The sequence below is a fragment of the Micromonospora sp. DT41 genome, from assembly GCF_049841715.1.
Taxonomy (GTDB): domain Bacteria; phylum Actinomycetota; class Actinomycetes; order Mycobacteriales; family Micromonosporaceae; genus Micromonospora; species Micromonospora profundi.
Genome location: NZ_JBNCKU010000018.1, coordinates 50,060 through 76,070, shown reverse-complemented (window position 1 = coordinate 76,070; position 26,011 = coordinate 50,060). Strand labels below are relative to the sequence as shown.

The 26,011-nt window shown below is 69.5% G+C and carries 23 protein-coding genes and 1 pseudogene; 15 read left to right on the top strand and 9 right to left on the bottom strand.

The window, feature by feature from the left end:
* Window positions 1-94: 94 nt before the first annotated feature.
* From ACLQ23_RS26710 to ACLQ23_RS26695, 4 genes and pseudogenes are all read right to left on the bottom strand, one after another.
* Entirely contained in the window at window positions 95-244 is a 150-nt protein-coding gene (locus tag ACLQ23_RS26710) for an immunity 21 family protein (protein WP_245241879.1), read from the bottom strand.
* A gap of 26 nt (window positions 245-270) precedes the next feature.
* Window positions 271-1,476: an McrC family protein gene (locus tag ACLQ23_RS26705; RefSeq protein ID WP_425881288.1), complete on the bottom strand. Its 1,206-nt coding sequence runs from the start codon at window positions 1,474-1,476 to the stop codon at window positions 271-273.
* Complete coding sequence (locus ACLQ23_RS26700) at window positions 1,473-3,761, bottom strand: AAA family ATPase (RefSeq protein WP_425881287.1); 2,289 nt, start codon at window positions 3,759-3,761, stop codon at window positions 1,473-1,475. The genes ACLQ23_RS26705 and ACLQ23_RS26700 overlap by 4 nt, the downstream gene beginning before the upstream one ends.
* 380 nt (window positions 3,762-4,141) lie before the next feature.
* Window positions 4,142-5,155 (bottom strand): annotated as a pseudogene (locus ACLQ23_RS26695) (Mu transposase domain-containing protein); the annotation flags it as partial.
* Window positions 5,156-5,464: 309 nt separating this feature from the next.
* Here ACLQ23_RS26695 and ACLQ23_RS26690 point away from each other — a divergent pair.
* The 14 genes from ACLQ23_RS26690 to ACLQ23_RS26625 all read left to right on the top strand — a co-directional run bounded on the left by ACLQ23_RS26690 (window position 5,465) and on the right by ACLQ23_RS26625 (window position 19,179).
* On the top strand, window positions 5,465-5,740 hold the full coding sequence (locus tag ACLQ23_RS26690) for a pilin (RefSeq protein ID WP_425881286.1): 276 nt from the start codon (window positions 5,465-5,467) through the stop codon (window positions 5,738-5,740).
* 11 nt (window positions 5,741-5,751) lie between these two features.
* Window positions 5,752-6,669 (top strand): conjugal transfer protein TrbL family protein, encoded by a 918-nt coding sequence (locus tag ACLQ23_RS26685; protein ID WP_425881285.1) that lies wholly within the window; start codon window positions 5,752-5,754, stop codon window positions 6,667-6,669.
* Window positions 6,666-7,553 (top strand): PrgI family mobile element protein, encoded by an 888-nt coding sequence (locus ACLQ23_RS26680; RefSeq protein WP_425881284.1) that lies wholly within the window; start codon window positions 6,666-6,668, stop codon window positions 7,551-7,553. Before ACLQ23_RS26685 ends, ACLQ23_RS26680 begins: the two co-directional genes overlap by 4 nt.
* A gap of 44 nt (window positions 7,554-7,597) precedes the next feature.
* Complete coding sequence (locus ACLQ23_RS26675; RefSeq protein WP_425881328.1) at window positions 7,598-9,301, top strand: VirB4 family type IV secretion system protein; 1,704 nt, start codon at window positions 7,598-7,600, stop codon at window positions 9,299-9,301.
* Window positions 9,298-11,757, top strand: a complete 2,460-nt coding sequence (locus ACLQ23_RS26670) for a helicase HerA domain-containing protein (RefSeq protein WP_425881283.1) — start codon at window positions 9,298-9,300, stop codon at window positions 11,755-11,757. Before ACLQ23_RS26675 ends, ACLQ23_RS26670 begins: the two co-directional genes overlap by 4 nt.
* Window positions 11,758-11,958: 201 nt before the next feature.
* Window positions 11,959-12,810, top strand: a complete 852-nt coding sequence (locus ACLQ23_RS26665; RefSeq protein WP_425881282.1) for a replication-relaxation family protein — start codon at window positions 11,959-11,961, stop codon at window positions 12,808-12,810.
* Window positions 12,811-13,123: 313 nt separating this feature from the next.
* On the top strand, window positions 13,124-13,810 hold the full coding sequence (locus tag ACLQ23_RS26660; protein WP_425881281.1) for a hypothetical protein: 687 nt from the start codon (window positions 13,124-13,126) through the stop codon (window positions 13,808-13,810).
* Window positions 13,811-13,908: 98 nt separating this feature from the next.
* Window positions 13,909-14,637 (top strand): hypothetical protein, encoded by a 729-nt coding sequence (locus ACLQ23_RS26655; RefSeq protein WP_425881280.1) that lies wholly within the window; start codon window positions 13,909-13,911, stop codon window positions 14,635-14,637.
* Between the two features lie 13 nt (window positions 14,638-14,650).
* Window positions 14,651-15,235: a hypothetical protein gene (locus ACLQ23_RS26650; protein ID WP_425881279.1), complete on the top strand. Its 585-nt coding sequence runs from the start codon at window positions 14,651-14,653 to the stop codon at window positions 15,233-15,235.
* A 184-nt stretch (window positions 15,236-15,419) separates the two neighbouring features.
* Window positions 15,420-16,715, top strand: a complete 1,296-nt coding sequence (locus tag ACLQ23_RS26645) for a MarR family transcriptional regulator (RefSeq protein ID WP_425881278.1) — start codon at window positions 15,420-15,422, stop codon at window positions 16,713-16,715.
* 80 nt (window positions 16,716-16,795) lie between these two features.
* Window positions 16,796-17,785 carry a DUF932 domain-containing protein gene (locus ACLQ23_RS26640; RefSeq protein ID WP_167944643.1) on the top strand — a complete coding sequence of 330 codons (990 nt, stop codon included), beginning with the start codon at window positions 16,796-16,798 and terminating at the stop codon, window positions 17,783-17,785.
* Between the two features lie 120 nt (window positions 17,786-17,905).
* Window positions 17,906-18,307, top strand: a complete 402-nt coding sequence (locus tag ACLQ23_RS26635) for a hypothetical protein (RefSeq protein WP_425881277.1) — start codon at window positions 17,906-17,908, stop codon at window positions 18,305-18,307.
* Entirely contained in the window at window positions 18,304-18,750 is a 447-nt protein-coding gene (locus ACLQ23_RS26630) for a hypothetical protein (RefSeq protein WP_425881276.1), read from the top strand. Before ACLQ23_RS26635 ends, ACLQ23_RS26630 begins: the two co-directional genes overlap by 4 nt.
* 99 nt (window positions 18,751-18,849) lie before the next feature.
* Window positions 18,850-19,179: a hypothetical protein gene (locus tag ACLQ23_RS26625; RefSeq protein ID WP_425881275.1), complete on the top strand. Its 330-nt coding sequence runs from the start codon at window positions 18,850-18,852 to the stop codon at window positions 19,177-19,179.
* Window positions 19,180-19,853: 674 nt separating this feature from the next.
* Here ACLQ23_RS26625 and ACLQ23_RS26620 read toward each other — a convergent pair.
* The gene (locus ACLQ23_RS26620; protein ID WP_425881274.1) at window positions 19,854-20,222 is read right to left on the bottom strand and encodes a hypothetical protein; all 369 of its coding nucleotides are present in this window, start codon (window positions 20,220-20,222) and stop codon (window positions 19,854-19,856) included.
* On the opposite strand from ACLQ23_RS26620, the gene ACLQ23_RS26615 reads away from it, so the two are divergent.
* The gene (locus ACLQ23_RS26615) at window positions 20,215-20,667 is read left to right on the top strand and encodes a hypothetical protein (RefSeq protein WP_425881273.1); all 453 of its coding nucleotides are present in this window, start codon (window positions 20,215-20,217) and stop codon (window positions 20,665-20,667) included. The two genes, ACLQ23_RS26620 and ACLQ23_RS26615, sit on opposite strands and share 8 nt — an antisense overlap.
* A 53-nt stretch (window positions 20,668-20,720) precedes the next feature.
* Here ACLQ23_RS26615 and ACLQ23_RS26610 read toward each other — a convergent pair whose 3' ends face one another.
* The 4 genes from ACLQ23_RS26610 to ACLQ23_RS26595 all read right to left on the bottom strand — a co-directional run bounded on the left by ACLQ23_RS26610 (window position 20,721) and on the right by ACLQ23_RS26595 (window position 25,769).
* The gene (locus tag ACLQ23_RS26610; protein ID WP_425881272.1) at window positions 20,721-21,695 is read right to left on the bottom strand and encodes a hypothetical protein; all 975 of its coding nucleotides are present in this window, start codon (window positions 21,693-21,695) and stop codon (window positions 20,721-20,723) included.
* The gene (locus ACLQ23_RS26605) at window positions 21,692-22,030 is read right to left on the bottom strand and encodes an IS3 family transposase (RefSeq protein WP_425881271.1); all 339 of its coding nucleotides are present in this window, start codon (window positions 22,028-22,030) and stop codon (window positions 21,692-21,694) included. Before ACLQ23_RS26605 ends, ACLQ23_RS26610 begins: the two co-directional genes overlap by 4 nt.
* A 48-nt stretch (window positions 22,031-22,078) precedes the next feature.
* Window positions 22,079-22,615 (bottom strand): GNAT family N-acetyltransferase, encoded by a 537-nt coding sequence (locus tag ACLQ23_RS26600; protein WP_306273980.1) that lies wholly within the window; start codon window positions 22,613-22,615, stop codon window positions 22,079-22,081.
* Window positions 22,616-23,192: 577 nt separating this feature from the next.
* Entirely contained in the window at window positions 23,193-25,769 is a 2,577-nt protein-coding gene (locus ACLQ23_RS26595; protein WP_425881270.1) for a BTAD domain-containing putative transcriptional regulator, read from the bottom strand.
* Window positions 25,770-26,011 lie beyond the last annotated feature (242 nt).

The window sequence follows — 26,011 nt, the reverse complement described above, 5'->3', positions numbered from 1 at the left end:
CTGGACCTGATCCCCCGTAGCACCGTGGCGAGCGCCCGGATCGCGGCTAGGTCCGGGTGTGGTGATCAAGCCTGGTCTGCCTCCGGCTGCGAGTTCATGGCACGGGTTGAAGCTGAACGAGGATCATCCAGTTGTCACCATCGGCGCGGTACGTCGCCCGGACCCGGTATTCGCTCGGGCGTAGATCGATCACGAGGTGGTTGTCAGGCTCCAACTCCGCTCCGGGCCATGCCGAATCGAACATCACGACTGGCCCGTCCACCACCCAGATTATTCGGGGACAGCAGCCTCGCGCATGGCGCGGTCGGCGAGATGGCGAACGTCTTTCAGGAGTTGCTCTGGCGGTTGGCGCAGGTCGAGTGGTCGGTAGCCGATGTTGGTGTTGGTGTTACGGGCACGCCATGTGGTGGCCGATTCTGTGCCTTGAGCGTAAAGAATCCAACCGCAACGCAGGTTCAGCGCAGTGCAGTACGCGAGCATCTGGTAGACGTCGGGGTTGGTCGGCTTCCCTGCCCCTGGCTCGATCTTGTACTTGGCATCGAAGACGGCTACCGGTCGTCCGTCGATGATGTGCAGGACATCGGGTTCGATCCGGATGCTCTGCCCTATGTCGAGCGTCCATCTGCCAGGCGCCTCGGTGTGGCCACCGTAAGTAGACAGCGCCTCACGTAGGGCCACGCCGATGAACGCTTCGAAGACCTTCTCCATGTTCACGACGAAGGCCGCGATGGCATAGCGGCCATCGCCGGGGTCGGCAGAGCAGTGCTGGACGATCAGCTCGCTGAGGCGCAGCGCCGGGGCGTATCGGGCGTTGAGCCGGCTCGGGCGCCACACGGGCAGCGGAGCTCCTTGCGGCAGCACGCGCACCCCGGCCAGGCGGGCATCCAGCTCGGTCAGATCAGCCTGATCGGCGTCGCGCAGGCGCGGCACGGTCAGCATGCGTTGTACGGCGGTGCGCAGGAGACGGTTCTCCGGGACGTCATTGCTGTAGTCGTCGTACCGCACCTCGACCGGTAGCGGCACGCCGGGGCGCGCGGCCGCGTGGTCGCCGAACCGGATTCGTCCGCGTACGAGCGGCAGGGTGTCATCGACGGTGGCGTACCCGTGCAGCGGACCGGAGGCGAGTGCGCGACGGGTGTAGCGGATCAGTGATGTAGCCAGGGCGGGCCACAGTCCGGCGGTGGGGACGCCGGCGACGTCTTCCGGGCGAAATCCGGGATTGGTCGCGTAGCCGAGGAAAAAGAGCATGTTGGCAAGGCCGACCTTCGGCGTCACTTCGACCTCGAGATTGCCGACACGGATTGCCCCGACCTTTCGGCCAGCCTTGATCTTCCATTGGCCGCCGACGGCAGGGCTCACGGTAACGAGGTCCGCGGCGCGCAGGGCGGCGACCTGGTGGTCGTCCAGTGTCAGCACGACCGCCTTGGATCCGACCTCGGTGAGAACGATGGAACCCGGTGTGGTGCTGGTGTTCACGCCAGCCTTCCGTCGAAGTCGGCATTCTGGACTGGCACAGTCACGCGCGCAGCGTCGGTGTCGTCGCCTACCCGCCCATTAGGAGCGCCTTGTGTGGCGATAGCCGTGCGGATCGCTGGCAGCCCGAACCGGCTGCGGACCGCTGCGCGTGATAGGCGTCCCGCATAGTGCTCCTCGAGTAGCGGCAGGAGGTCGTGGTCCCAAATCCGTGTCAGGCCGTCGACGTGTTCGGCGCTGGCGCGCATAAAGTAGGAAGGGCCGATCTTGAAGTCGTGGTCGGCGGTCCCGATCGCCGCGTTGAGGGCACCGAGCAGGGCGGGACGTTCGTCATCGGCCTTGCCCTGCTTCTTCAGCCACTCGTGCAGCACCGACGAGACCGGTTCCTCGTCCGGGTGCAACTCGACAAATGCGAAGCGGCGACGGATGGCGGCATCGACCAGCGCAATCGAACGGTCGGCGGTGTTCATCGTGCCGATGAGCAAGACGTTTGGCGGCAGGTTGAACGCCTCCGCCGGCGAGTACTGAAGGCGAACGGTGGCCTGCCGATACTCCAGAAGGAAGTACAGCTCTCCGAAGACCTTCGCGAGGTTGGCGCGGTTGATCTCGTCGATGACCAAGACGTGTGGCTTGCTCGGATTCTCCTTGGCTGCAGCGGCGATCTCCCGAAGCGGTCCGGGAACCTTGGCGAAGCCCACCGCCGAGCCGTCAGCGCCCTCAACGGGCCGGAAGCCTTCGAAGAAGTCCTCGTAGGCGTACGAGGGGTGGAACTGGACCAGACGGATCGCATCCCGTTCTGCGATATGCCTGGCCACCGCCTGGGCGACGAACGTCTTGCCCGTCCCAGGTGGGCCGAAGAGGACGACCTGGGACCGCTCTTGCCACAGGTCGAGCAGCTTCTGCAACCAGTTCTGAGGAAGGTTCAGGCGATCGGCGAGATCGCCGGTAGCCGACGGCAACGCAGGCACAGTTTGCGGGCCTTGCCTTCCACGACTGTTGGCATCCGCCTCGACGTCGGCAGGCTCAACCACCTCCTCGATCAGAGCCGTGAGCGCCTCCAGCGCGCCGGTCAGATCAACGACGACACCCTGTTGATCCAGCTCCGCCGGAAGGGGCGCCGGGAGGGTGTCCACCGGAACCGGGTCAATCGCCACCCATTGCACCGGTCTGACCAGCTGCAGGTCGTCTCCGTCGAGAACATAATCCGGTGATCCATCGATCACGCCGAGGTGCAGCTCGTCGTCGACCACTGTCACCACGATGTCCTCGACGTTCATCAGCGACAGGAACGCGTGATACTCCGTGGCGAGCACGAGCCGCCCGGCGTAGTCCAAATGCCCAAACCCACCATCCACGGCTGACCGCACAGCGGATCGCTCTGATCCCGCGGGCACCTGGCCGATGCGGGTGGCCGCCATCGAGACGACCTGGCTGCTCTTCCACTGGTCGAGCACGTCTTCACTCGCCCGGGAGCGGACGAGCCAGGCACGCCGACCCTGCGGTGGCGGCTTCCACTGACTCGCGAACGGCGGCCGGTAGTAGTCGACTCGCCGCTCACCGACCTGCTTCTGCACCTGTGTGGTGATGTAGAACAGGTCTCTGTTGAGGTCTTGCGTCGGCGCGACTACGGCGCCCGGAGCGAACGCGTCGCGGATCGCCCGCTTATGAGCGACGTTGACGATCGGCAAGAAGTGCGTGGGGAACGCGAGGTAGAGCAGCGCCTCTCGCAACGAGGGCATCAGCTTCTTCTCGTACACAACCTCCTGCCACACCCAGGGGTCGCCCAAAGCAAGGGTGCGCCGTTGCTCAGGCAGCGCCCACCAGGCCAGGAGGAACTCGACCGCGTCGGCCAGCCACTTCCACAACATCGTGTGGGCGCCGGTTCCCCCGTTCCAAGTCTTCTGTTGGAAGGCGGCCAGGATCGGCTCAGGGATGCTCACAGGCGTACGCATCCAGGCCAATACAGCCTCAACACGTCTGCGCTTGGTTGCCGGGGTGAGGTTGCTCAGCGGAAGCGCCTGCAGAGTCAACAACTCCGCAACCAGCAGCTTGACCTCGTCGGAGGCGTCGTCAAGCTGCCGTTGCAACTTCACCAGGAACGCATCGGAGCCCTCGTCCGGGCGCTCGTTGTACGCAATAAACAACTCCCGCGCGGCCCCCTGGGCCCAAGCCCGTCTACCAGGGACAAGCAGCGAGCCGCCCTGGCCAAGCCCTAGATCGATGAGCCTGCGGCCGACCGATCGCACCATGTCGTCGTCTCGAGAGGGAATGATCGCCCCGTCCGCCACGACCCACCCCAATCACGTGCGGCTATCAATACAGAGGCCAGCGGTGACGCCACCCACGCAACCTAATGACGTTGGTACCGCCCAGCAACGCCCAATCGGGCGAAAGGCCCTCCCTTCTCACAGGGTCGACTCTCACAGGTCGAGCCGTCACAGGTGAACAGGCCGAGGCCGACGCGCCGGCGCGATCGTCCAACCGGCAGCCGTAAGTCCCTTCCTCCAGCGCTCAATCGAGCCACTGAAGGAGCATCGAGCACGGGGCACAGGAACGCCGCTCGAGGTCGGATTGCCGACATGGGCCAGTCTCGCTAAGGGTGTTTCCGGCGATCTTGGTTAGTAGGTTTCAGCGGCTGGGAAGCGGTCGCTGAAGGTCATGGTGGCCATCAGGCGGCCACCTCATCCAGGCCGAACCATGCGGTCGTAATCGGCCAGCCGACGGTGCTCCACCTCGGTCGTGACTGCCGCCGCTGGTGCCTGCCGGGCTGCTGTTCGCAGATCGGCGGCGGCCCGGCGGTGAGCGGGATCGGTGATGCTCTGATGCTTGGCCCGGCACCGGTCATGCCGGACGACGAGGCGATCCTCGCAGAACACCTGTACCCGCTCGGCATCGGCGACGATGTCCACCCGTCGGCCCGCCACCGTCGGGTGCACCGAGTAGTCATTGCTGTCCAACCGGACGTAATGATCCCGGGGCAGCCGGGTGCTCTGCCGCCAGCCAACTACCGGCGCGACCGGCGGCAACGACAGCATCGCGGCCCGGTCGGCGACCCAGCGGTCCACGGGTCGGCAGCCCAACGTGCGGTGCCGGCGGTTGTTCGCCCGCTCTAACCACTCAGCCAGTTGAGCGTTGAAGTCGCCGGGTGAGGCGAAGCGGCGGCCGGGCAGGAACGAGGTCTCCAGGTAGCCGTTGGCGCGCTCGACCAGGCCTTTAGCCTCCGGGTCGGCCGGCCGGCACTGGATCACCTTGATGCCGAGGGTCCTGCGGAAGGCGTTCATCGCCTCGGCCAGCTGAGGCCTGCCGGCCCGCCACTGCCCGACCGCGGACTCGTTGTCCCACACCAGAGCCTTGGGCACCCGACCCCAGCCGCAGATCAGCGTCCAGTGCCCGCCCAACAGGTCCGGCGATTGCCGGGCCGGGATCATCACCGCCGACAGTCACCGCGATACCCCGACACCATCACCATCACCATCACCAGCACCGGCGGCCGGTCGACCTGCCCGAAGCCCAACGACACGTCCGCCGGCGGGAACCACAGATCGCACTGCGCCAGCTCACCCGGCAGATACTCCGTCCGCTGAGCCGGATCCGGGCGCCGGAACAACGGCCGCAACTGCTGCACCCGATCAGCGAACACCGTCTTGCCGCGGGTCCACCCGACCCGCTCCATGATCATCGTCGGTCCCAAGGGACTACGTGAGTCGCTGACTGGTCCTGTCAGGTCGTGACGGGTGCCGGGCGAGTTCGATCGGCCTGACAGCCGAGATCTGGGCGGTGCATGTCATCCACGGCATGCCCGCCCGGTGGGGACCCTCATCCGGCGAGGCCAATGGTCCGGCACGGCTGGCGCGGCGTACTGACACCGCAACCCTCGCCGAAGCAAGGGAGGAGCGCCCCCACCGGCCCAGTCGAAGCTTCGCCCTGGTCCCCACCGCGGCGGCCCGCAGAAGTCCTGTGGAGCGTCGCAATGCACACAACTCTGTCAGTCTTGTCCGATCTCGCTGCCGTCGCGCCGCAGCCACTGGCGGCTCCGAAATCGATCAACGAGGTCATCTCCTCGATCACCGCGTGGATCATGGGCATCATCGCGCTGGCCGCGACGATGTTCCTGGTCATCGGTGGCCTGCGCTACATGGCCGCCGGCGGTGACCCGGCCCAGGTCGAGCAGGCGAAGGGCAACTTCAAGTCCGCTTTGATCGGCTACGCGTTGGCGGTTCTCTCTCCGGTGATCCTGCAGGTGCTGCAGGGCATCATCGGCGGCTGAGGACACCGGTCATGGTCGACTGGATGATGAACGGCCTGGTGGAATGGCTCGCCGAGCGGTTGCAAGACTTGCTCGGCGGACTCTTGGCCTATCTGACGTCGTCGATGTTCTTGTCGCCGGACGTCACCGTGTTGCCGCAGGTGCAGACCATCGCCGCGAAGAGCGCGCTGGTTGTCAACGCCTGCTACATCCTCGCGCTGTTGACGGCCGGCGTCGTGACGATGACCAGTAGTTCGGTCGAGATGCGGTACGGGGTCAAGGAACTCGTGCCACGCCTCGTTGTCGGGTTCATCCTGTCGAACGTTGCGGTTCCACTCTGTGCCGTTCTCATCGATGTCGCCAATGCGTTGACGGTGGCCATGGTCGGCACTGCGGCGCCGACCACGCAGGCGGTCACGATGGCCCGTACCCACGTGGCTGCCGCCCTCACCGATCCATCCAACGCTCTCATCGCGCTGGTCATCGGGTTGCTGATCGTCGGGCTGATGTTCGCCCTGGTCACCGGTTGGGTCGTCCGCGTTGCGGTGCTGGTCATCCTGGCTGGGCTCGCCCCGGTCGCGTTGGCCTGTTATTGCCTGCCCTGGACGCAGCCCACCGCCGACCTGTGGTGGCGGGGCTTGCTGGGCTGTCTCGGCACGGCCGTGCTGCAGGCCATCGCGTTCTCCACCGGCATCCACCTGCTCACCGACCCGGAGGCGAGCATTCCGGTCCTGATCGGCCTGCCGGGCTCGGACGTGTTGAACCTGTTGCTGGTCGCGGTGGTGTTGTGGATGACGGTCAGGATCCCCGCGATGGTGGGCCGCTACGCGGCGGGCAAGGGGTCGCCGAACGTCGGCGGGATCATGCTGCGGGCAGTGGTCATCCAGGGCATCACCCGCCGTCTACCGGGCGGTGGGCTTGGGCGTGCCGCCTTGCGAGGTGGGCGATGACGATTGAGGACAGTGCGCCGCGTGCCGTCGTCCCGGCCAACGTCAACGAGCCTGACCGCATCGCGTTCGGGTTGACGTTCCGGCAACTGGGCATCATCGGCGGTGCCGGCGTTGTCGGCCTCGGGGTCTACGACACGTTCGGGCATCTACTTCCGCAGGTGGTGTGGATCGTTGCCGGGGCGCTCGTGTTCGCCGTGGCGGTCGTGGTGGCGCTCGGCCGCCGTGACGGTCTGCCGCTGGACGTGTGGCTGCGGCACGGGTTCGCGCTGAGCAGCAGGCCGCTCACTCTCGCCCCGGGTTCAGCTCGGGTCAGCGCGGTCGCGGTCGTGGCCGGCAACCCGAGCCTTCCGGCGCCGCTGCGTTCTCCGGTCACGGCGGTCAGCCCGACCGGAGTGCTGACCAGTGAGGGCAGCGGCAAGGTCCTGATCGCCTGCGGCACCACGAACATTCACCTGCGCACCGGGGGCGAGCAGGGCGCGCTGTTGGAGGGGTTCGGGCGGTTCCTCAACAGTCTGACCGGGCCGGCGCAGATCGTCGTGGCGGCGCAGCGGCACGATCTGACCGTCTACGCGCAAGCGGTCGTCGACCACGCGCCGCGCCTGCCGCACCCGGCGTTGCAGGCCGCCGCCGACGACTACGCCGAATTCCTGCTCGACCTCGACAGCCAGCGCGATCCGCTGCGCCGCCAGGTCGTCATCGTCACCGGAGAGCTTGGGGCTGACGCCGGCGTGCGCGCGCTGTCCGGGCTCGGTGTCGAAGCCGCCCCTTTGGACGGGCCGGCTGTCGCCTCCGCGCTGGCCGGTGCGGTCGATCCGTTCTCCCCGCCGGTGCCGGGCCCGCGTGCGGTGCCCGGCGCCCCGATCACCCTGCGGAGCACATCGTGAACCTGTGGAAAAGGTCGAAGATCAGTGTCGCGGCTGGCGAGGAGATGCCCTCCCCCGCCGCGTTGTCGGTCACGCCGTGGCACGTGCAGGTCGGCGACGGATACGCGGCGACCTACGTGGTGTGCGGGTATCCGGCCGAGGTCGGCCCCGCCTGGTTGGACCCGCTGCTGTCCTACCCGGCACGGGTCGACGTCTCGGTGCATCTGGACCCGGTGGCGCCGCAACTGGCCGCGCCGATGCTCAAGCGCCAACGCGCCCGCCTCGAATCCTCGCGCCGCCTCGACGCCGACCAGGGACGCTTGGGCGATCCGATGGTCGAGGCGGCCGCGGCCGACGCTGCCGACCTCGCCGATCGGGTCGCGCGCGGCGCGGCGCGGCTCTTCGACACCGGCATCTACGTCACCATCCACGCCCGTACCCTCGAGGAGCTGCGCACCGTCACCGCGGGCGTGAAGGCGGCCGCCGCCAGCGTGCTGCTGGATTTGCAGCCGGCCACGTTCCGGCACCACCAGGGCTGGATCTCCACTCTGCCGGTCGGTGTGGATCCGCTGCGGATGCGCCGCATCCTCGACACCACCGCTCTCGCGGCGGCGTTTCCCCTCGCTTCGGCGGACCTCGCCGCCCCGGCCCCCGGCACCGTCGCTGCGCCCGAGGGGCTGTTGTATGGGGTCAACACGACCAGCAACGGGGTCGTGATCTGGAACAGGTGGGCGCAGGACAACCACAACTCGGTCGTCCTGGCCCGCTCCGGCGCGGGTAAGTCGTACTTCGTCAAACTGGAGGTGCTCCGCAACCTCTACCAGGGCACGGTTGTGTCCGTCATCGACCCCGAAGACGAGTACGCGCCTCTGGCCGAGCACGTCGACGGCACGGTCGTGCAGCTCGGCCAACCGGGCGTCAGGGTCAATCCGCTCGATCTGCCCGCCGACCACCGGGCCGACACCCTCACCCGACGCGGCCTGTACCTACACACACTGATCGCGGTCATGCTCGGGGCGGCCCCGCCGCCCGGCGAGCGCGCCGCGCTGGACCGGGCGATCACCGCCACCTACGCCCGCGCCGGGATCACCGGCGACCCGGCCACCTGGGCCAGGCCTGCGCCGCTGCTGCGGGACCTGGCCGACGTGCTCGCCGCTGACGGCGACCCGGCCGCCGGGCAGCTCGCCGCCCGGCTCGCCCCGTGGACGGTGGGGAACTTCGCCAACCTGTTCGACGGTCCGACCACGACCGTCCCGCGCGGGCACTTGGTGGTGTGGTCGCTGCGGCATCTGCCCGACGAGCTGCGCACGGTGGGCACGCTGCTGGCGCTCGACTCGATCTGGTCGGGTATCGACGCCCCGGCCACGGCGGCCCGCCGGCGGCGACAGCTGGTCGTGGTGGACGAAGCCTGGCTGCTGATGCGCGACGGCGAAGGCAGCAGGTTTCTGTTCCGGATGGCCAAGGCAGCGCGGAAGCGGTCCGCCGGGCTGTGCGTGATCACGCAGGACGCGGCCGACGTGCTGTCGACCGACCTCGGCCTCGCGGTGGTGTCCAACGCCGCCACGCAGGTTCTGATGCGCCAGTCCACGCAGTCCATCGACGCGGTGGCCGAGGCGTTCGGTCTGACCGCCGGGGAGTCGCGGCTGCTGCTGTCGGCGCCGCGCGGCGAGGGACTGCTCGTCGCTGGTCGTAGCCGGATCCCGTTCCGCGCGGTGGGGTCGGCGGCCGAGCACAAGCTTGCCGTAACCGGGATCGGGGAGGCCGAATGACCTCCACCCCGACCTGGCCCGCCGACGTGGGGCATTGGATCATCGCCCGGCCGTGGCTGGGCTTCATCGCCGCCGCCGCGATCGTCAGCGCAGTGTTCGGCCACGACCGACTGCTCGCCTGGCGGCACCAGCGGTTCACGGCCGGCGCACGGTGGCTGACCGTCGCCGCCCCGCCGGAGGTCACCGCCGAGGCTGCCGCGGCGTTCTGGACCACGCTGGTCGGCGTGCTGACGCCGTCGGTGTGGCAGCAGCGCCTGTTCGGCATCCCGCACGTCGGGTGGGAGTACATCTGGACCGGCCGGTCCCTGACCATCCGGGTCTGGGTGCCGGGCACGGTGCCGCGCGGCGCGGTCGAGGCCGCCGTCCGGGCGGCCTGGCCCGCGGCCACCCTCACCACCGCGGACGCCGCACCGCCGATTCCGCCCACCGTCGCCGAGGAGGTGGGTGGGGCGCACTGGCCGCAGCACACCGACGGGCTGCCGCTGCGCAGCGAGCACCACACCGACCCACTGCGGGCGCTGCTCGCCGCCGGAGCCGAGGTACGCCACCGCGAACACGCATGTGTGCAGATCCTCGCCCGCCCGGCACCCACCCGCCGCGTCCGCGCCGCCCGCAGGGCCGCCGCGAGCAACCATCGCCACGGGCGGCCCGACCTGGCCACCCGCGCCGTCACCGGGGCGGTGCGGCTGGCAATCGAGCCCCTGCTGTGGATCCTCGACGTGTTCACACCCGGCGCGTCGCGGCCCCGCACCCCGGGCCATGCCCCGGTGCGTCCGGCCGAGCGGGACCCGGTGGCCACCGCTGAGGCCCGCACCGTTGTCGACAAGGCCGTGCGGGTGCCGCACTACGAGATCGCGGTCCGGTTCGCCGTCGCGGCTGACGCCGGCACGTCCCCACCAGACCCGCAACGGGCCGCGCACGTCCGCTCACGCCTCGGCGGGCTCGGGCACACCATCGCCTCGGCCGCCGCCGCGTACACCGGCCCGAACCGGCTGCGCCGGATGAAGATGCCCCGCCCGGTGGCCACGCTCGCCGGACGGCAACTACGGCGCGGGTTCCTGGCCACCGTCCCGGAACTCGCCGCCCTGGCCGCGCTGCCGCAAGACCTCGCCGTCCCGGGCCTGGACCGGGCGCGGGCCAAGGCCGTGCCGGCGCCCGTGCAGGTGCCCTCCGGCGGGCGCAGCGTGAAGGTGCTGGGCCGCTCGCAGATCGGCCACCACAGCATCGGCCTCCGCGTGACCGACGCCCGGCAGCACGTGCACGTCGTCGGCAAGACCGGCGTCGGCAAGTCCACGCTGCTGCTGAACATGATCCTCGGCGACATCAAGTCCGGGCGCGGGACCGTGGTCATCGACCCCCGCGGAGACCTGATCACCGACATCCTCGACCGATTGCCCGCCTCCTACGCCAAGAAGATCGTGCTCATCGACCCGGACCAGGACAACCCCGGCTGCTTCAACCCCCTCGATGACGGCGGCGACCCACACCTGGCCGTGGACAACCTCGTCGGCATCTTCGCCAAGATCTTCCAAGGCCAGTGGGGGCCCCGCATGGACGACACCATGCGCGTCGCCTGCCTCACCCTGATGCGCCACGCGAAACCAACCCTGAGCCTGGTCCCGTCGCTGTTGCAGGACCGGGACTTCCGGGCCCGGTTCACCCACGGCCTGGACGACCCGGACGGCCTCGGCGGATTCTGGCTCTGGTACGACGGCATCAACGAGCAGTTCCGGGGCCAGGTCATCGCACCCGTCCTCGCCAGACTCCGGGCATTCCTGCTACGCGACTTCGTCAAATCGGTCATCGGTAACGCCCACTCGTCGTTCGACATGGGTCGGGTCCTCGACGGCGGGGTGCTGCTCTGCCGGCTACCCAAGGGCATCCTCGGCGAAGAGACCAGCCGCATCCTCGGCTCGATGATCGTCGCCCGGGTCTGGCAGGCCGCCATCGCCCGCGCCAGCATCCCCGAAGACCAGCGCAAAGACGCCAACCTCTACATCGATGAGTGCCACAACTTCCTCACCCTGCCCGGCAACGTCGGGGACATGCTGGCCGAGGCGCGCGGGTTCCGGCTCGGGCTCGTCCTGGCGCACCAGGACCTGGCGCAACTACCCAACGACATCGCCGCAGCGGTGTCGGCCAACGCGCGCACGAAACTGTTCTTCACCGTCGACCCCGCCGACGCGCGGGACCTGTCCCGCCACACCAAACCCGAGCTGGACGAGCACGACCTCGCCCACCTCGACGTCTACACCGCCGCCGCCCGGCTGCTGGTCGGCAACCGGGAACTACCCGCGTTCACCTTCGTGACCAACCCGCCGGCGCCACCGGTGGGTGAAGCGACCGCGATCCGGCAGGAGTGCGCCGCCGCCCACAGCCGCACCGGTGGCGAGCCGCCGATGCAGCAGCTCGCCCGTACCGCGATGAAGCGGCGCATGACCGACCGCGACCGCTGACCCGGGCCGCGCGTTCGCAGGCTCGGCTGGGCACGGCACCGGGGGCTCGTCTGGGGGTGTCCGCGATACGAGACCCCACACGAGCCCCGCGCACCTGGTCTGTCAGGTGCCTGACCTGCCCCAACCCACCCGACGCCAGGACCGAAACCAAGATCGACTCATCCAGACTCCCTACGGGACTCTCTCTCCAGGGGTATATCCATGCCGCAATCGCAATCGGCCAGCCTCCTTGCCATCTATCCCCACATCACCAACCGTGACCGTCGGCTTCTCCAGCTGCTCGACGACCACCAGGTCCTCACCACCGATCAGATCCACCGCATGCTGTTCCTGGCCCGACGGACCTGTCAGATCCGCCTCGGTGAGCTGGCCGCGCTGGGCCTGCTGGACCGGTTCCGGTTCGCCCGCGCCGGGGGTGGTAGCCATCCGTGGCACTGGACCCTCGGCCACCAGGGGCACCGCTTCCAGGCCGCCGCCCACCGCCGGCCCGAACCCACCGTGCGCACCAGCCGCCAGGCCGTCGACCGGCTCTCGGCCAACCCGAACCTGACCCACCTGCTCATGGCCAACGAATTCTTCGTCCGCCTCACCGTGCACGCCCGCCAACACCCGCAGGCGCGGCTGGACCGGTGGTGGTCCGAAACGATGACCACCAGGCAGTTCCGCACCATCACCGCCGACGGGCACGGCCTGTGGAGCGTCGCGGACACCACGGTGGGGTTCTTCCTGGAGGCCGACACCGGCACCGAACCCCTCGGCCGGGTGGTGGCCAAACTCGACCGGTACGAGCAGCTGATCCGCCGCGGCGGCCCCCGCTACCCGGTGCTGTTCTGGCTCGGCAGCGAACACCGGGAGGAACACCTACACCGGCTCCTGCGCAGCCGCCGCGACAGCGTTCCCCTCGCAACCGCCAACCACGCCACGAACCCCGCCGAAGCGGTCTGGCTTCGTGACGGCGCCACCGGCCGAGTCCGGCTCACCGAACTGCCCAGCGACCACGGGCAGCCCGTGGCGGACAACCCGAACTACGACGAGAGCGGCTTCGTGCTCTGACAGACCCTGACACGCTCGCGGCAGATCCTGTCAGCGCAGCTCAGCGGCATAGCCGGCAATCCTGACAGAGCGGGTGCTGTCAGGTCACGACGCTACGGTGCAACCTCTTCTCTCTTTGCTCGCACCGCCGCCCCGTCTTCCCCCTGGACCTGCCCGCGCCAGCGGGATCACCCACAGCCCACCTGACGGTCGGCTCGTGATCCACGCCCCGCGCCCTCGCACGGCAGCTTCCCGGCACAGACGCCGCCGCGACCCGGTGACACCACGCCGCACACCCTCCACGCCCACCCCTGCCCGAAGGGAGCACCCTGCCATGCCCACGCCGCTGTTCGACCAGGTCGTCGTCACCGTCTGCTTCGCCCCCGGCGAAGACGCCGACTGGTTCGCCGCCTCGGAGAAGGTCAACGACCTGCTGCACGCCGACGGCACCCCGGCCCGCCGCTACCACGTCCGCCACCGCCGCCTCATCGGCTGGCTGACCCGCTTCCTCGGCTACTACCTCCTCGACGCCGCCCGCCGCTTCGGCGCAGTCACCATGGCCGCCGGAGGCCGCAAGGGCCGCCTCGACCTCACCGGCACCGCCGCGAAGGCCGCCCACCACGCCGCCCTGCGCTGGCGTACCTGGAACACCCACATCGCCGCGACAACCCGTCCAGCCCATCCGTGGGAGGACTACCTCGCCCAGCACGACGCCGACCCGACCAAGCTCCGCCTGGCCGAGGCCCGCCGACGCTTCGAGCAGCAGCCACGCGTCCTGGCGATGCTCGCCCACCATCTCGACCCGTACGAACTGTCCGTCTACCAGGCCGGTGAAGCCACCTACGTCGGACTGCACTGGCGCATCGCCCTGATCGGCAACGCACTGATCACCACCGACGGCCGGCTCCTCATCCCGACCAGCGACTCCGTCGCCGACCGGTTCCGCTTCCTCAACGAAGCCTGCGCCTACCTACGCAGCCTGCGCTCCAGCGCACGACTGTGCGCCGTCGCCATCGCCTAACTGCCCTACCGCCCGAACGCACCGAGGACCGGTCGCAGCCCCGCTGCGACCGGTCCTCGCCATGCCCACATCCCGACCGTCTGCAAAGGAGACCTCTCGTGTTCCTGACCGATCCCGCGCTGCGGCGCATCGCCGCCGACACCAACGACGTCCTGCCCGAACACCTGTGGCGCCACGACACCGCCACCCCCGAACCACTCGGCGACCTCGCCCGCATCCTGCACCAGACCGCCCGCGACTTCACCGACAGCACCACCAGCCTCGACCAGGCCCTCGCCCGGGCGGGTGTGCTCACCGAAACCGCCCGGCAAGGGCTGGCCGCCCGCGCCGACCTGCACATCGCCAGCTACCACCAGACCCTCACCGACGCACTGGTCGCCCGCGAACGGCACACCGTCCTCGGGGCCGCGCTCGTCACCTGCTACCACGCCTGGCGCCACCACCGACCGATCGCCGACGGCGACGAGCGGTACCTGCTCCTGCGGCGCTGCGACCCGTCGCGCGGCGTCGCGACTCTACGGCGCAGCGACCCGCACACCTGGCTGGTCGTACCCGACGTCGAGGCCGCCGGCGCGTTCGACATCCCCTACCCGGATCGCGTCGTCGGCGAGGTCACCGAAACCGAGCACGGGTGGACGCCCACCGCCTACATCGCCCGGCCGCATCAGGCCCCGCTCACCACGGTGTATCCGCTACCCGCCTGCGGTGACCTCGCCTCGGCCTGCCGGTCGTTGCTGCGCTGGTGGCACCTGCGCCACTCCGACACCTGGCGCAACCGCACCCCGAACCAACTCGACCCCACCGAACTCGCCCACCTCGCCAGTTGAAGCCGGGGACCTCATGGCGCACCTCGACACGATCAGCCGCTGGATCACCGCGACGACCGAGCGCACCCTCGACCAACACGCCACCGACCCCGTCCCCGCCGCCGCGCACCTGCCCGAAGCCGCCGCCAACCTGCGCCACCTGCGCACCGAACTGCTGCGCGCAGTCGACCGGCTGCGCACCCTCCTGATCAACGAAGGCGACCTGAACGGTTCCACCAGCACGGTCGCCGGCCCGGTAGAGACCATCACAGAGCTGGCCCGGGAGTACCGGTACGCCCGCAACTGGATCGACACCCTCATCGGCGACGCGGCACGGGCCGCGTACGCGCAGGCGAACCCGGGCCGGTCGGTGCGGCGGCGCTACGTCAGCCCCGGTGACACGGTCCTGGTCGTCCTGCCGCACACCGACTCCTGCCGCCGACAGAACCTCGCCGGACACGCCAGCCCCATCAAGGTCGGCACATCCGACGCCCGGATCCGCCCGCCCGGCAGCGTCAACCCGCTGTATCTGTCCCACGCCGACGCCGGCGTCTACCGCGATCCGACCGAGGACCGCCTCTACATCCTCCAGGCCGACGAGGCCGTCCCCGGTCACTGACCGGCGCCGCGGCACCACTCACCGCCACGACCCACCGGGCCACGCCTGAGCGGCGCCCCTCGGCAGCGCGCGACGTCATGCGCCTGCCGCACTGGCCGTTGCCCGCGACCCCCGGCGCACCACCCGCCCCGGCACACCACCGTGCCCGGCACCCCTCACCAGTTCCCACGAAAGGAAAATCCTGATGGAACACCTGTCGCTGACGCCTGCCACGCAGGCCGTCCTCGACGCCCTGACCGACCTCGGTCAGGGCGACGTCCACGAGTTGGCCGACAAGTCCGGCAAGGCCCGCTCGACCACCGACAAGGCGATCAAGACCCTGGCCGACGCCGGTGTCATCGTCGCGGTGGACCCCGACGCCGACCCGGCCGAGGGCAAACCCGCGCGGTGGACCCTCGCCACGCCGAGCGACGCCGATGCCCTCTTGCCCGCCGACCCGGCCGACGCGGCCGACATCGGCGAACCGGAGCCTGACAACGCGGCCGACCAGCCGCAGATGGAGGCAGGCCACCAGCCCACCGATGCGGTCGACGGCGCCTCCGCCGAGAACGACCGACCGGACGACGGCAGTGACGACGCCGTCGACACGCCGGACACCGAGACGGCCGACCAATCGGGCAGCCAGGTCGACAGCGACGACGCGACCGAGTCCGACGGCACCACTGCGGACAACGCCGACCGTGGAAAGGACGAGCAGGCACCGACGGTCGCGGCCGTGCAACCCGCTCGCCCTGGGGACCGCAAGGTCATGGCCATCAAGGGTGTCCTTGCCGACTACGGGGACATCGGCGCCACGCTGGACCTGATTGTCGGCGAGAGCGGTATCAGTCACCCGACCGCCTCGCGGCTGCTGACCGCGATGGAGCAGGCCGACGCCGCCCGCCGGCTGCCCGGCCTGCCGCAGCGGTGGATCGCCGGCCCGACCAAGGCCAGCGAGGTCGACCCGAACCCGCAGCCACCCCGCTGCCCACTGTGCTACCAGGTCATCCGCGGCCTGGCGACCGCGCCGAGCGCCACGGCCGCGGTGCTGCCCCTGATCCGGCCGGACGGCACGCTGCACGTCGTCGCGCCGGACGGCGAGACCCACGTCGTCACCCTGCCCCGTCGCACGCCGCCGCGCGCGACGGGCATCACCGCGAGCGTGGGCCGCCGCAGCGACGGGACCGCCAACGCCGACGGCAGCCAGCCGTTCGGCCGGGGCGAGTTGGAGAAGCTGACCCTCGACGTCCTGGCCGCGAACCCGGGCCGGGCGATGAGCCCGCAGGACATCGCCACCGCCATCAGTGCACAACTCGGCCGCGCGGTCAGCTCCGGGGCGGTGCGCAACAACTGCACCAAGGCCGCCGCCGCCGGCCGGATCCTCCTGGCCTCCGACACACCGCTGACCTTCACCTACTCGCCCCAGCCCGACCAGAACCCCACCCCGAGCACCAGCGCGAACCACCCTCGGCAGGACGACAACGACGCCGAGCAGTCCTGACCCGCACCACCCCCAACCCATCGCGGGGGGCGAGCGCGTACGCGCTCGGCCCCCGCGGCATATCGAAGAGGAGAACCCCTGTGCCGCACGAACTTGAGACATTCGCCGACGGAACGACCGCCTTCGCCAGCGCCCGCCTGTCGGCCTGGCATCAGCTGGGCACCGTCACCCAGCACACGATGAAGGCCGAGGAGATCATGGCCGCCGCCCGGCTCGGCGACTGGGGCGTACGGACCATCCGCACCGTCGGCATCGACATCGTCAACGGCGTCGAGGTGCAGATCCCCGCCGACGACAAGCGCATGACCGTGCGCCGCAACCCCGTCACCGGCGCAACCGAGTACCTGGGCATCGTCGGCACCGACTACACCGTGGTTCAGAACGAGCAGTGCGCCGAGATGCTCGACCGCCTCGTCGACCAGGTCGGCGGCGCCCACTTCGAAACCGCCGGAAGCCTCCGCCGCGGCAAGTCGGTGTTCGTCACGATGAAGCTGCCCACGGCGATGGAGATCGCCGGGGTGGACCGCCTGGACCTCTACCTCATCGGCACCACCTCCCACGACGGCACCGCCGCCCTGCGGGTCGACGCCAGCCCGATCCGAGTCGTCTGCGCCAACACCCAACGCGCCGCCTTCGCCCACTCGGCCGGGCACTACACGTTCCGGCACACCTCCAACGTCAACTCCCAGATCAGCCAGGCCCGTGAAGCGCTGGGCCTGATGTGGACGTACATGCAGACCTTCGAGAAGGCCGCCGAGCGGATGCTCCAGACCGAGCTGACCATGCGCGAGTTCGAGAAGGTCGTCGCCGGGGTGTGGCCGGTCAAGGACAACGCGTCCGAGCAAACCCGCAACAACGCCAAGCAGCGCCTCGGCACCCTCAAGTACCTGATCCGCGAGGCCGACACCCAGAAAGCGATCACCGGCAGCCGGTGGGCCGGCTACCAGGCCATCACCGAGTACCTCGACCACTACCAGCCCGCCAAGAACGAGACCGCCCGCGCCAACCGGGTGCTCACCGGCAACGTCGGCGAGCTGAAGGTGACCGCCTTCGACCTGCTGAAGGTCTGACCGCACCTCGGCCCCTCGGGGCAGCGGTCCGCCGGCCGCTGCCCCGGCACGCATAGAAACGGACACACCCATGGCACCGCCGAGCACCCCACGGCGCGGTACACACCGGACGGCACGCCGATGATCCGCCACATCCGCCACCCCCGCGACCTCCGACAGTCCGTGTGCGGCCTGCTCGCCGCTGACGTCCAGCGGTGGGAGACCGAGCACCCGCCGCGCGTCGAGTCCACCTGCGAGGACTGCTACACCCTGCTCCCCGAAGCCGCCCGTCCCGACGACGCCAACCACCCACCCGGGGACCCCACGCTCATCGACACGCTGCGGCGCATCGTCGCCAACCGGCAGCACGCCAAGATCGACGGCGTCCTCGTCGACCTGTGGTCAGCGAGGGTCACCGTCCTCGTCTGGGACCAGCTCCGCGCCGACAAGCGGCAACGGCTGCTGACCCTGCCGTCACACGAGCTGATCCTGCGCTGCATCGCGATCTACACCCGCCTCACCGCGAAGAAGGACCATCAGTGACCGGCTCCCGCCTACCTCAGTGGTTCCACTTCGGGCCGTGGGTGTTCTCGATCGACGCCGCGCAAGCGCTGATCGCGGCGTCGCCCCGCGCCACCCGGCCCTTGGACGTGCCGGCGTGGGCCGCCGCGTACGGCCTTACGCATCTTGACAACCCCAACCCGTGGTTAACCAGCCTTATCGGCCCGACCGACACCGCCCTCAACCGGACCTATGCCATGACCACCGACCTGACCCAGCCGCTGATCGTGGCGCAGATCAGCGTCAACAAAGCGCCGCCTGGCCCGCTGCTCATCGACGGGACCCACCGCCTCTACCGCGCCTGGCGCGAGCACGTACCGCAACTGCCGGCCTACGTGCTCACCGTCGAGGAGACCCGCCAGATCCAGGACGAGCGGTTCCTCGGACCAGGCGGAACGTCCACCATCCCGCCGCCGACCCGATGACGGCCTGACACCGCCCGTCCCCACTCCGTACGCCTCGGAAGCCGCCCTACACAGGCGGCGACCGAGGCGTACACCCATTCACCCCCTGGGGAGGAACCCGTGACGCACACGCCACCGTGGCACAGGGTCTGCGACTGCCGCTGCATCCTTCACCACCGCCTGCCGCGCACCACCTACAACGAGTCCGGCTGCGCCTGCACCATCACCTGCGCCACGCAACCGATCACCGTGCTGACCAACCAGTGGGGTCGGGCGCTGTTCCTCGACCAGGGCGGCGATCTCTGGCAGGTCTCCGCCATGGCCAACGGCACCTGGGACTGGGACCGCGCCACCGAGATCGACACCCGGGCCGATGTCTACAGCGTCGGCCTCGAGATGGACCACCTGCTCCGCCAAGCCGCCAACGTCCTCGACGCATTGCCCGACTGACCCGACCGCTCAAGGTGGGCCGCCCTCGTGGGCGGCCCACGACCCTTTTGTGCTTCACGACCAGAGGAGACATCTGCGCACACCGCACCTACCGCAACGCCCGCGAGCGCACCTGCGGCTGCCGCTGCCCGATCCACCACGGCCAACCGCGCTCGATCTACAACAACCCCGACTGCCACTGCTTGGCAACCCGCGCCAGCCAACCCATGACCTTGCTTGCCGCACAGATCAACGGCGCCGCGTTCCTCGAGCTCGCCGGGCCCTCTGGTACGCCTGGAGCCCGGCCACTGGGACTGGCGCAACGCCACCTGCCTCGACGTGGGCCACCCACTGTCCCCGGCCAGCACCCTGACCACCGGTCTCCTGCGCGAGACCGACACCGGATTGCTCCCCCTTCACTACCGCGCACGTCGCGGCCACCGGCCCCACACCGCACGCAGACCGGCCCTTTCTTGATATCCCGAGAGGTCATCGCCATGACAAAGATCATCATCGGCGTCGTCACCGTCGTCGTCGTCATCGCCTGCTGCTGACCTCCGTCACCGGCGGCGGCCCTGGCGGGTGCGCCATCGCCGCCGCGCCCGCCCTACGCCCTTCCGGGCAGCCGCCCGGCCCCGACCGATGGGACACCGAGCAACTCGACATCGCCGCCGCGATCATCGACGTCGGGGTCGCTAAAGGCGTCCACCGTCGGCGTCAACGACGTCGTCGCCGACCTCTAGGAAGGCGTACGGGCGGAAGAACAGTTCGAGCGTGAACGGAACACCGCCGCCGGGCTCGATGCTCGTGCCCTGCAACTCCGATGCCGCGTCCGGAGCCTCACCTGCGCGCAGAACGAGCAAGCTCAGGCTCGGGTGGGGCAGCCAGCCCGTCTCCTGCAGCGGGTCGTACTCGTCAACGTCGATGACGTGGATGATCCGCGCCGGGATACCGACCCGGCAGGTATCGCCGGGTGTCAGGCGGAGGGAGTGCCGGGAGCGCTCGTTGCCGGGCTTCGCCGTAGAAACACTGCTGCGATACAGGATGATGCCCTGCGTGCCCATCATCGATCTGCTACGAGCCGGAGTAACCACGCCGCACCCTGACTCGGCGGCGTGTGCCACATGGCTGGCCTCGGTGTACGAGAGCATCAGAGGAGCCGGTGGCGCGGTCACCACCTCGGTCGAGAAACCAACCGTCGGCCGAAACTACCACCGGACCGGTGTGCGACTCAGTGACGGCACGCCGTTGTACGTACTTCTCAACTCCGCGGCCGCCCTGGTCGCCGCAGCCCAACCGCGGGATCCACATCTGATCACCCTGCTGTTCGCCGACGTCCCAGGCGAAGGAATCTATCGCCGAGCAGGGTTGCGGGTCGCCACCGCGGAGGAGCTGGAGCAACCGATCGAAGATCGTTACCTCCAGCTGCTAACCGACGAAGAACGCCGGGACGTCGCCTACCACCGTCCGGGCCGGCTTGGTGACCTGCTGTTCAACTGGTTCGACTGACCTGCCCGTGAACACCTCGCGGCCAGATCCGGACGTCTGATCTTGAGGGGTGCTCACCCAACGAGCCGGCGGCACGCATTCCGCCTGTGTGGTAATCCGGCCTGCTTGAAGACGAGCCCGCAACTCCCGTTCGTCGGGTCCCAGAGCTCGTCGTTGGTCACCAGAGCCCGAACCAGCGCGCGCTGCGTTTCAGTAAGGGGCCGGCTCGTCGCGTATGGCTTGGGGAATGCGAACCGCACCAACGCGCCCCAGCCGTCGTCGAAGCCGGCCCAACTGTCCCGACTGGCCACCTGGCAAGCAGCCGTGGCGATCTCGTCGAAGTCAGCGGCGACGCGGAGCGCCGCGGCGACGAGCGCGAACTGATGCACTCCCGGAGGTGGTGGCTCAGCCAGAGCGGCCAGGATCAGCTCACGACCGCGCGGGTCGTCCTCGTGGAACAGCGCGGCCTGGAGCCGGACCGCCGGGTCCGGGTCGATGAGCCGGTCGCGGAGGTCAACGTCGAGCTGGCCGAGGCAGTGCAGCCACTCCGCCTGCGGCCCGGCGCCTCGTTCCGACCACTCCAGGATGAGCGCCGTCAGTTCCTCCCGCCAATCCGCCAACGGCCGCATCCGAGCGATCGCCACAAGATTCTCCGCGCGGAACAGTGCGCGGTCCGGCGGGGACGCCGTGAGTAGCGGAAGCACCACCGGGTACGCCTGCGCGACAGCATCGGCGAGGTCCGGCAGTATCTCCGCGAAATGGCGGTCGTCAGAGAGGTCGGTCACGCTCATAGCCGCGTCGCCGAGGAACTCCAAGAGCGATTCGACGGTGTCCGGGTGGGCTCGCCCCTCGGCGAGCAGCGCGGTCACGGCCCGAACTGCCGGAGCGGTAGCTGTTTCCGGGAAACCCTGATGCAGCACCGCCATGTCGAGGTGGTCCAGCGCGGCCCCCCGGGCCTCGTCGTCACCGAACTCCAGCGCGGCCAGGTGCCCCGGGGTGTCAATCGCCCGGCCGTACGCGTGCCCGAGCCGACTCCAGTCAACCGTCATCGCCACGTCCTCCGCAGTTCGCCAGCCGACCGGAAGCGGTGTCGGGAACGGTGGCGTCGGTATCCGGTGTCGTCATCGGCAGGGATCAGATCACACGACGGTTTCCCTCGCCGCCCCGTCTCCCGTCGCCTGCTGACGGTCTCGTACTCGTCGGAGCTGAGGTAGCACAGCTCGCGTTGCCTGCGGCGGGTGTTGTACCAGCCGCCGATGCAGGCGAAGATCACGTCCTCGACCTCGTCGCGGGTCCACCAGCTCGTGAGGTAGACGAGTTCAATCTTGAGCGTTGACCAGTCCCACCGGAGCCGCCACAGTAACCGCGTCCGCTCAGCGGCCAAATCCGGATACCGGACGGGAGCTGTCGGGACGGTTGCGGGGTGGACCGCTTACAGATCCATCGCATAAACCCGAACCTGGCGGCCGGTGTCCGGCTGCACGGTCTCGCGTTTCAGCATCATGCCCAGCTTGACCATCACTCGCGCCGACGCCTCGTTGCCGACCACGTGGATGCTGACCAGCCTCCGCAGTCCGAGCTCGGCACGAGCGTGGGAGACCACGGACTGGGCCGCCTCGGTGGCCAGGCCCCGGCCCCAGTGCGCGCGGCCGAGCCGCCAACCGATCTCCACGGCCGGCATGATCTCAGGCAGGAAGGTCGGCACCGCCAGCCCGGTGAAACCGGCCAGCTCGCCGGTCTCCTTGATCTCCACCGCGTACAGGCCGAAGCCGTGCTCATCCCAGTGCCGCTGATAGGTGGCCAGGCGCTCCGCGGTCGCGGCCCGGTCCAGGGTGCGACCGTCATGGATGTAGCGCATCACCTCGGGCTGTGCGTTTACCGCGGCGAAGCCGTCCAGATCGTTGCTTTGCCAGCGGCGCAACAGCAGCCGCGGAGTTTCCAGGGACGTGGCATCAAGGGAACTGGTCATGTCAGGCACGAACCTTCGTAGCATTCCGGCGCTCATGGGGCGATGGATTATCCAGCCGGGAAGCTGCCAGTAGCCGAACTATTCTGAAAGGGTGCCGGTTCGGTTGGACCAGGTGGGAACGTCAGCAACAGTTGCCGGGACATGCAGGTGCGTGTTGGCATGACCTTCGCCAGCACTCAAGCACGGACATCGGCTACGGGCGGACGCTGTCTCCTGTCATTGAGGGGCCACATGCGTTCAGTTGCCGCTTCTCCGAGGTGCTGGGACGTGCGCAGCGCCGGCAACCAGAAACGATCTGAGCGGCAGGAAGTCTTCGGCTGCGACGACCGGTGCTGCGGAGGTCGATCGCGGTGGCCGTCGCATGACCCTGGCCAACGTGGACGAACACGTCCGCTGGTCACCACGCGGAGGTGCCCAGATCGAGCTGGTCCGGTCCGGCAGCAGGAGGGCGTCGGCCAACGCGGTGGCGGTTTCGACGATTTACGGGAACGTGCCGATGCGCAGGCCGTACGAGGTGCAGCGAGCGGATCGGGCAGACGGCGTTGAAACGTGCGCGGGGCGGTCTGGCGGGAGAGGGTCAGTTCTCGTCCGGGCTATTTCGCAGCTGGGTGGCGAGTGCGATGGTGTCGTCGTGCGGTTCGGCGTCGAGGTCGGCGAGGGCTTTGGTCAGGGCGCGTAGCAGGGTTCGGATGCCGTCGGCGTCGCCGAGGGCGTGTCGGGCGTGCATCGCCTTGACGTAGAGGGCTTCGTTGTAGCGGTCGAGTCCGATGGCTTTGGCGAGTAGGTCGGATGCGGCCTGCGGGTTGCTGTGGAGTAGGTCGTCGGCGAGCAGGAGGTGGGCTTCAGTGCCCCAGCGGCGGACTGTTTCGCGGTGGGGTTGCAGCCATTCGTAGTCCTGGCCGTCGGCGAGGGGTGCGGTGTAGAGGTCGCAGGCGGCGGTGAGGAGTTCGCGGCGACGCGGTCCGGTGGCGATGGTGGCGGTGCGCATCAGGTCGCGCAGGGTCCACACGTCGATGTCCACGGTCGCGGGGTCGAGGAGGTACCGTCCTGCGGATTTGATGACGTAGGCGTTCTTCGTCGCGGCGGTTCCGGCGCGGCCGAGGACGTGTCGTAGGTTCGAGGCGTTGGTGTGGACGCGTTGGTCGGCTTGGCTGATGCGGGCGTCGGGTTCGAGGTATTCGCCGATGTCGCGGGTGCTGGCTCCGTCGGGGTGCACGGCGAGGTAGACCGCGAGTTCCAGGGCTTTGGCTCGCAGCGGTCGGCCTTCTGTGGTGATGCCTTCGATGCGCGGTGCGCCGAGTACGCGCAGGCGCGCCCGTCCCGGCAGGGCGTCGGCGGTGGGTTTGACGGCGGTCGGGGTAGCCGGGTCCGTGGCAGGGGCCGTGGTTTCGGTGCGGCTCGTGTGTAGGGGCACGATCGTGACCGGTAGGGCTGTTGAGGTGCTGGCGGGCGGTTCTCCGGTCTGTGCCTCGCGGAGCGTGGTCAGGATCTGGAGGGCTGCGGCCGGTTCGAGCACGGGAAGGCGCGGCGGCGCCGGGTCGGCGGGCTGCGCGGAGAGGAGCGTGGTGTGTCCGTCCGGGGCGATCTCGATTGTGGTGCCGTGGGCCCATTCGCCGAGGAGCAGCGCGGACACGTGCAGACCTTCGCCCAGGGCGAGGGCGACCTTGGCGCGCATGCGGGCATTGGCGGGTGGGGTCTCGGTGATGAGCCTGACGGGCGGTAGGGCTTCCTCGTCGGGCGCTGTCCGTCGCAGCTCGTCCAGGTCGGTCAGGGCGTGCTCATCGAGGATGCGGCTGCGGTGCAGCAGCTGGGACTCGATGACGGTGAGCGCGTCGTTGATGCTGTCGGTCACGTGCAGGCGCGGCCATGGGTTGAGGGTCACTGCGTCCGGGCCGAGCAGCGTGGTCAGGGTGGCGGTGTCGATGACGACCTGGCTGCGGGCGTCGGGGTGGTGCGGGCCGCCGGAGGCCAGCACGGCGACGAGGGCGGCGCGGGCGGCAGCGTGTGCGCCGTCTCCGACGATTCCGGTTCCGCCGCCCGGCAGTACCCCGAGGTCGGGTGCGAGAGCGAGGGGCGGGCCGCCGTCGCTGCTCGCATCCGACGGCTCGCGATCATGGGCGGCCACAGCGCGGCGGACCTGGACCACGGCCGGGGGCAGTTCGGTGGGCGGATCATCGTCCGGCTCGGCGGTGTATCGACGGCGGCGTTGGAGCCAGAGCATCGCGGCGGCGGCGCTGATGGCGGCGGCGAGTGACCAGGGCAGCCAACCCGAATCCGACAGATCCACACCCTGGTCGTCTGAGGCCGCCGTGGGGCTGTTCGTGGCGGGCGGCGACGTGGCGGGGTTGGAGACCCCCGACGACGGCGCTGGCGACAAAACGGACCCGCTTGGGGCCGCCGAGCGCGTGGTGGTGGGAGTGCCGGCCGATGGCGGGGGCGCGGGTGGCGGAACCGCGGGATCGGGCGGGTTCGGTGCGGCGCTCGGCGAGACGGGTGGTGTAACAGGCCGGCGCGACCGAGGGGTGGGGGGCGTTGCTGGTGTGGCGGCTTGTGGTGGGCGGGCGTCGGCAGGGAGGCGAAGCTCCCAGCCGGGGTAGACGAGGTCGCAGTCGCGCAGGACACCGCCGGTTGGGAAGTGGCGGTGTTTGTTCAGGCGGCAGACCTCCGGCCACCGACCGGCGTCGCCGAGCCATTCCTTCGCGACCTTGGACAAGGTGTCGTGTCGCTCGACGGTGTAGAGGTAGCGCTGGTCGGCGACGTGGATGATGGCGGGCCCACGGGCTGCGGCTTGCCGGGGAACATCGGCGCGCTCGGTCGAAGCGACGGGCGTGGACGGCCGATCTGAGTGTGGCGCCGCGTCGAGGGAGCCGGCGGGGGTGACGGCGAGCGCGGCGGTTCCGGCCAGACCGAACACGAGCCGGTGCAACGGGGTTGGCAGCCTGAGTAGGGGGATACGCCACCGGGTCACCGCCGCGAGGATCTCGGCGAGCAGGAGCAGTGTGAACACGCCCCACAGCAGCCACATCGCCCAGAGGGCCGCGCCGATGAGGAAGTCCGGGGTGAACCGTCCACTGGAGCGCGCGAACCAGTCGGGTATCTGCGACCAGGCCGGTAGCCGGCGCAGCGGGTTCCCACCCGCGGTCCACAGCAGCACAGGAACGGCGACCAGGAAAAGGCCGGCGCCGATGGCGCCGCGAACAGCGCCGCCGAGGGAGGGTCTCGCGCGTTGCGGCGGGTCTGAGGGGATACGGACGGTGGCTCGTGCACCGTAATCGGCGAGTTTGTCGTCTCTGCCCCGGCGCGTCTGCGGCACCTGTCCCCCCGGCGGTTGATCGTCGATCTTTTCGGATACACGAGGGTGAGTGTCTCTGGCTATCCCACCGAGAAGGATTCTCA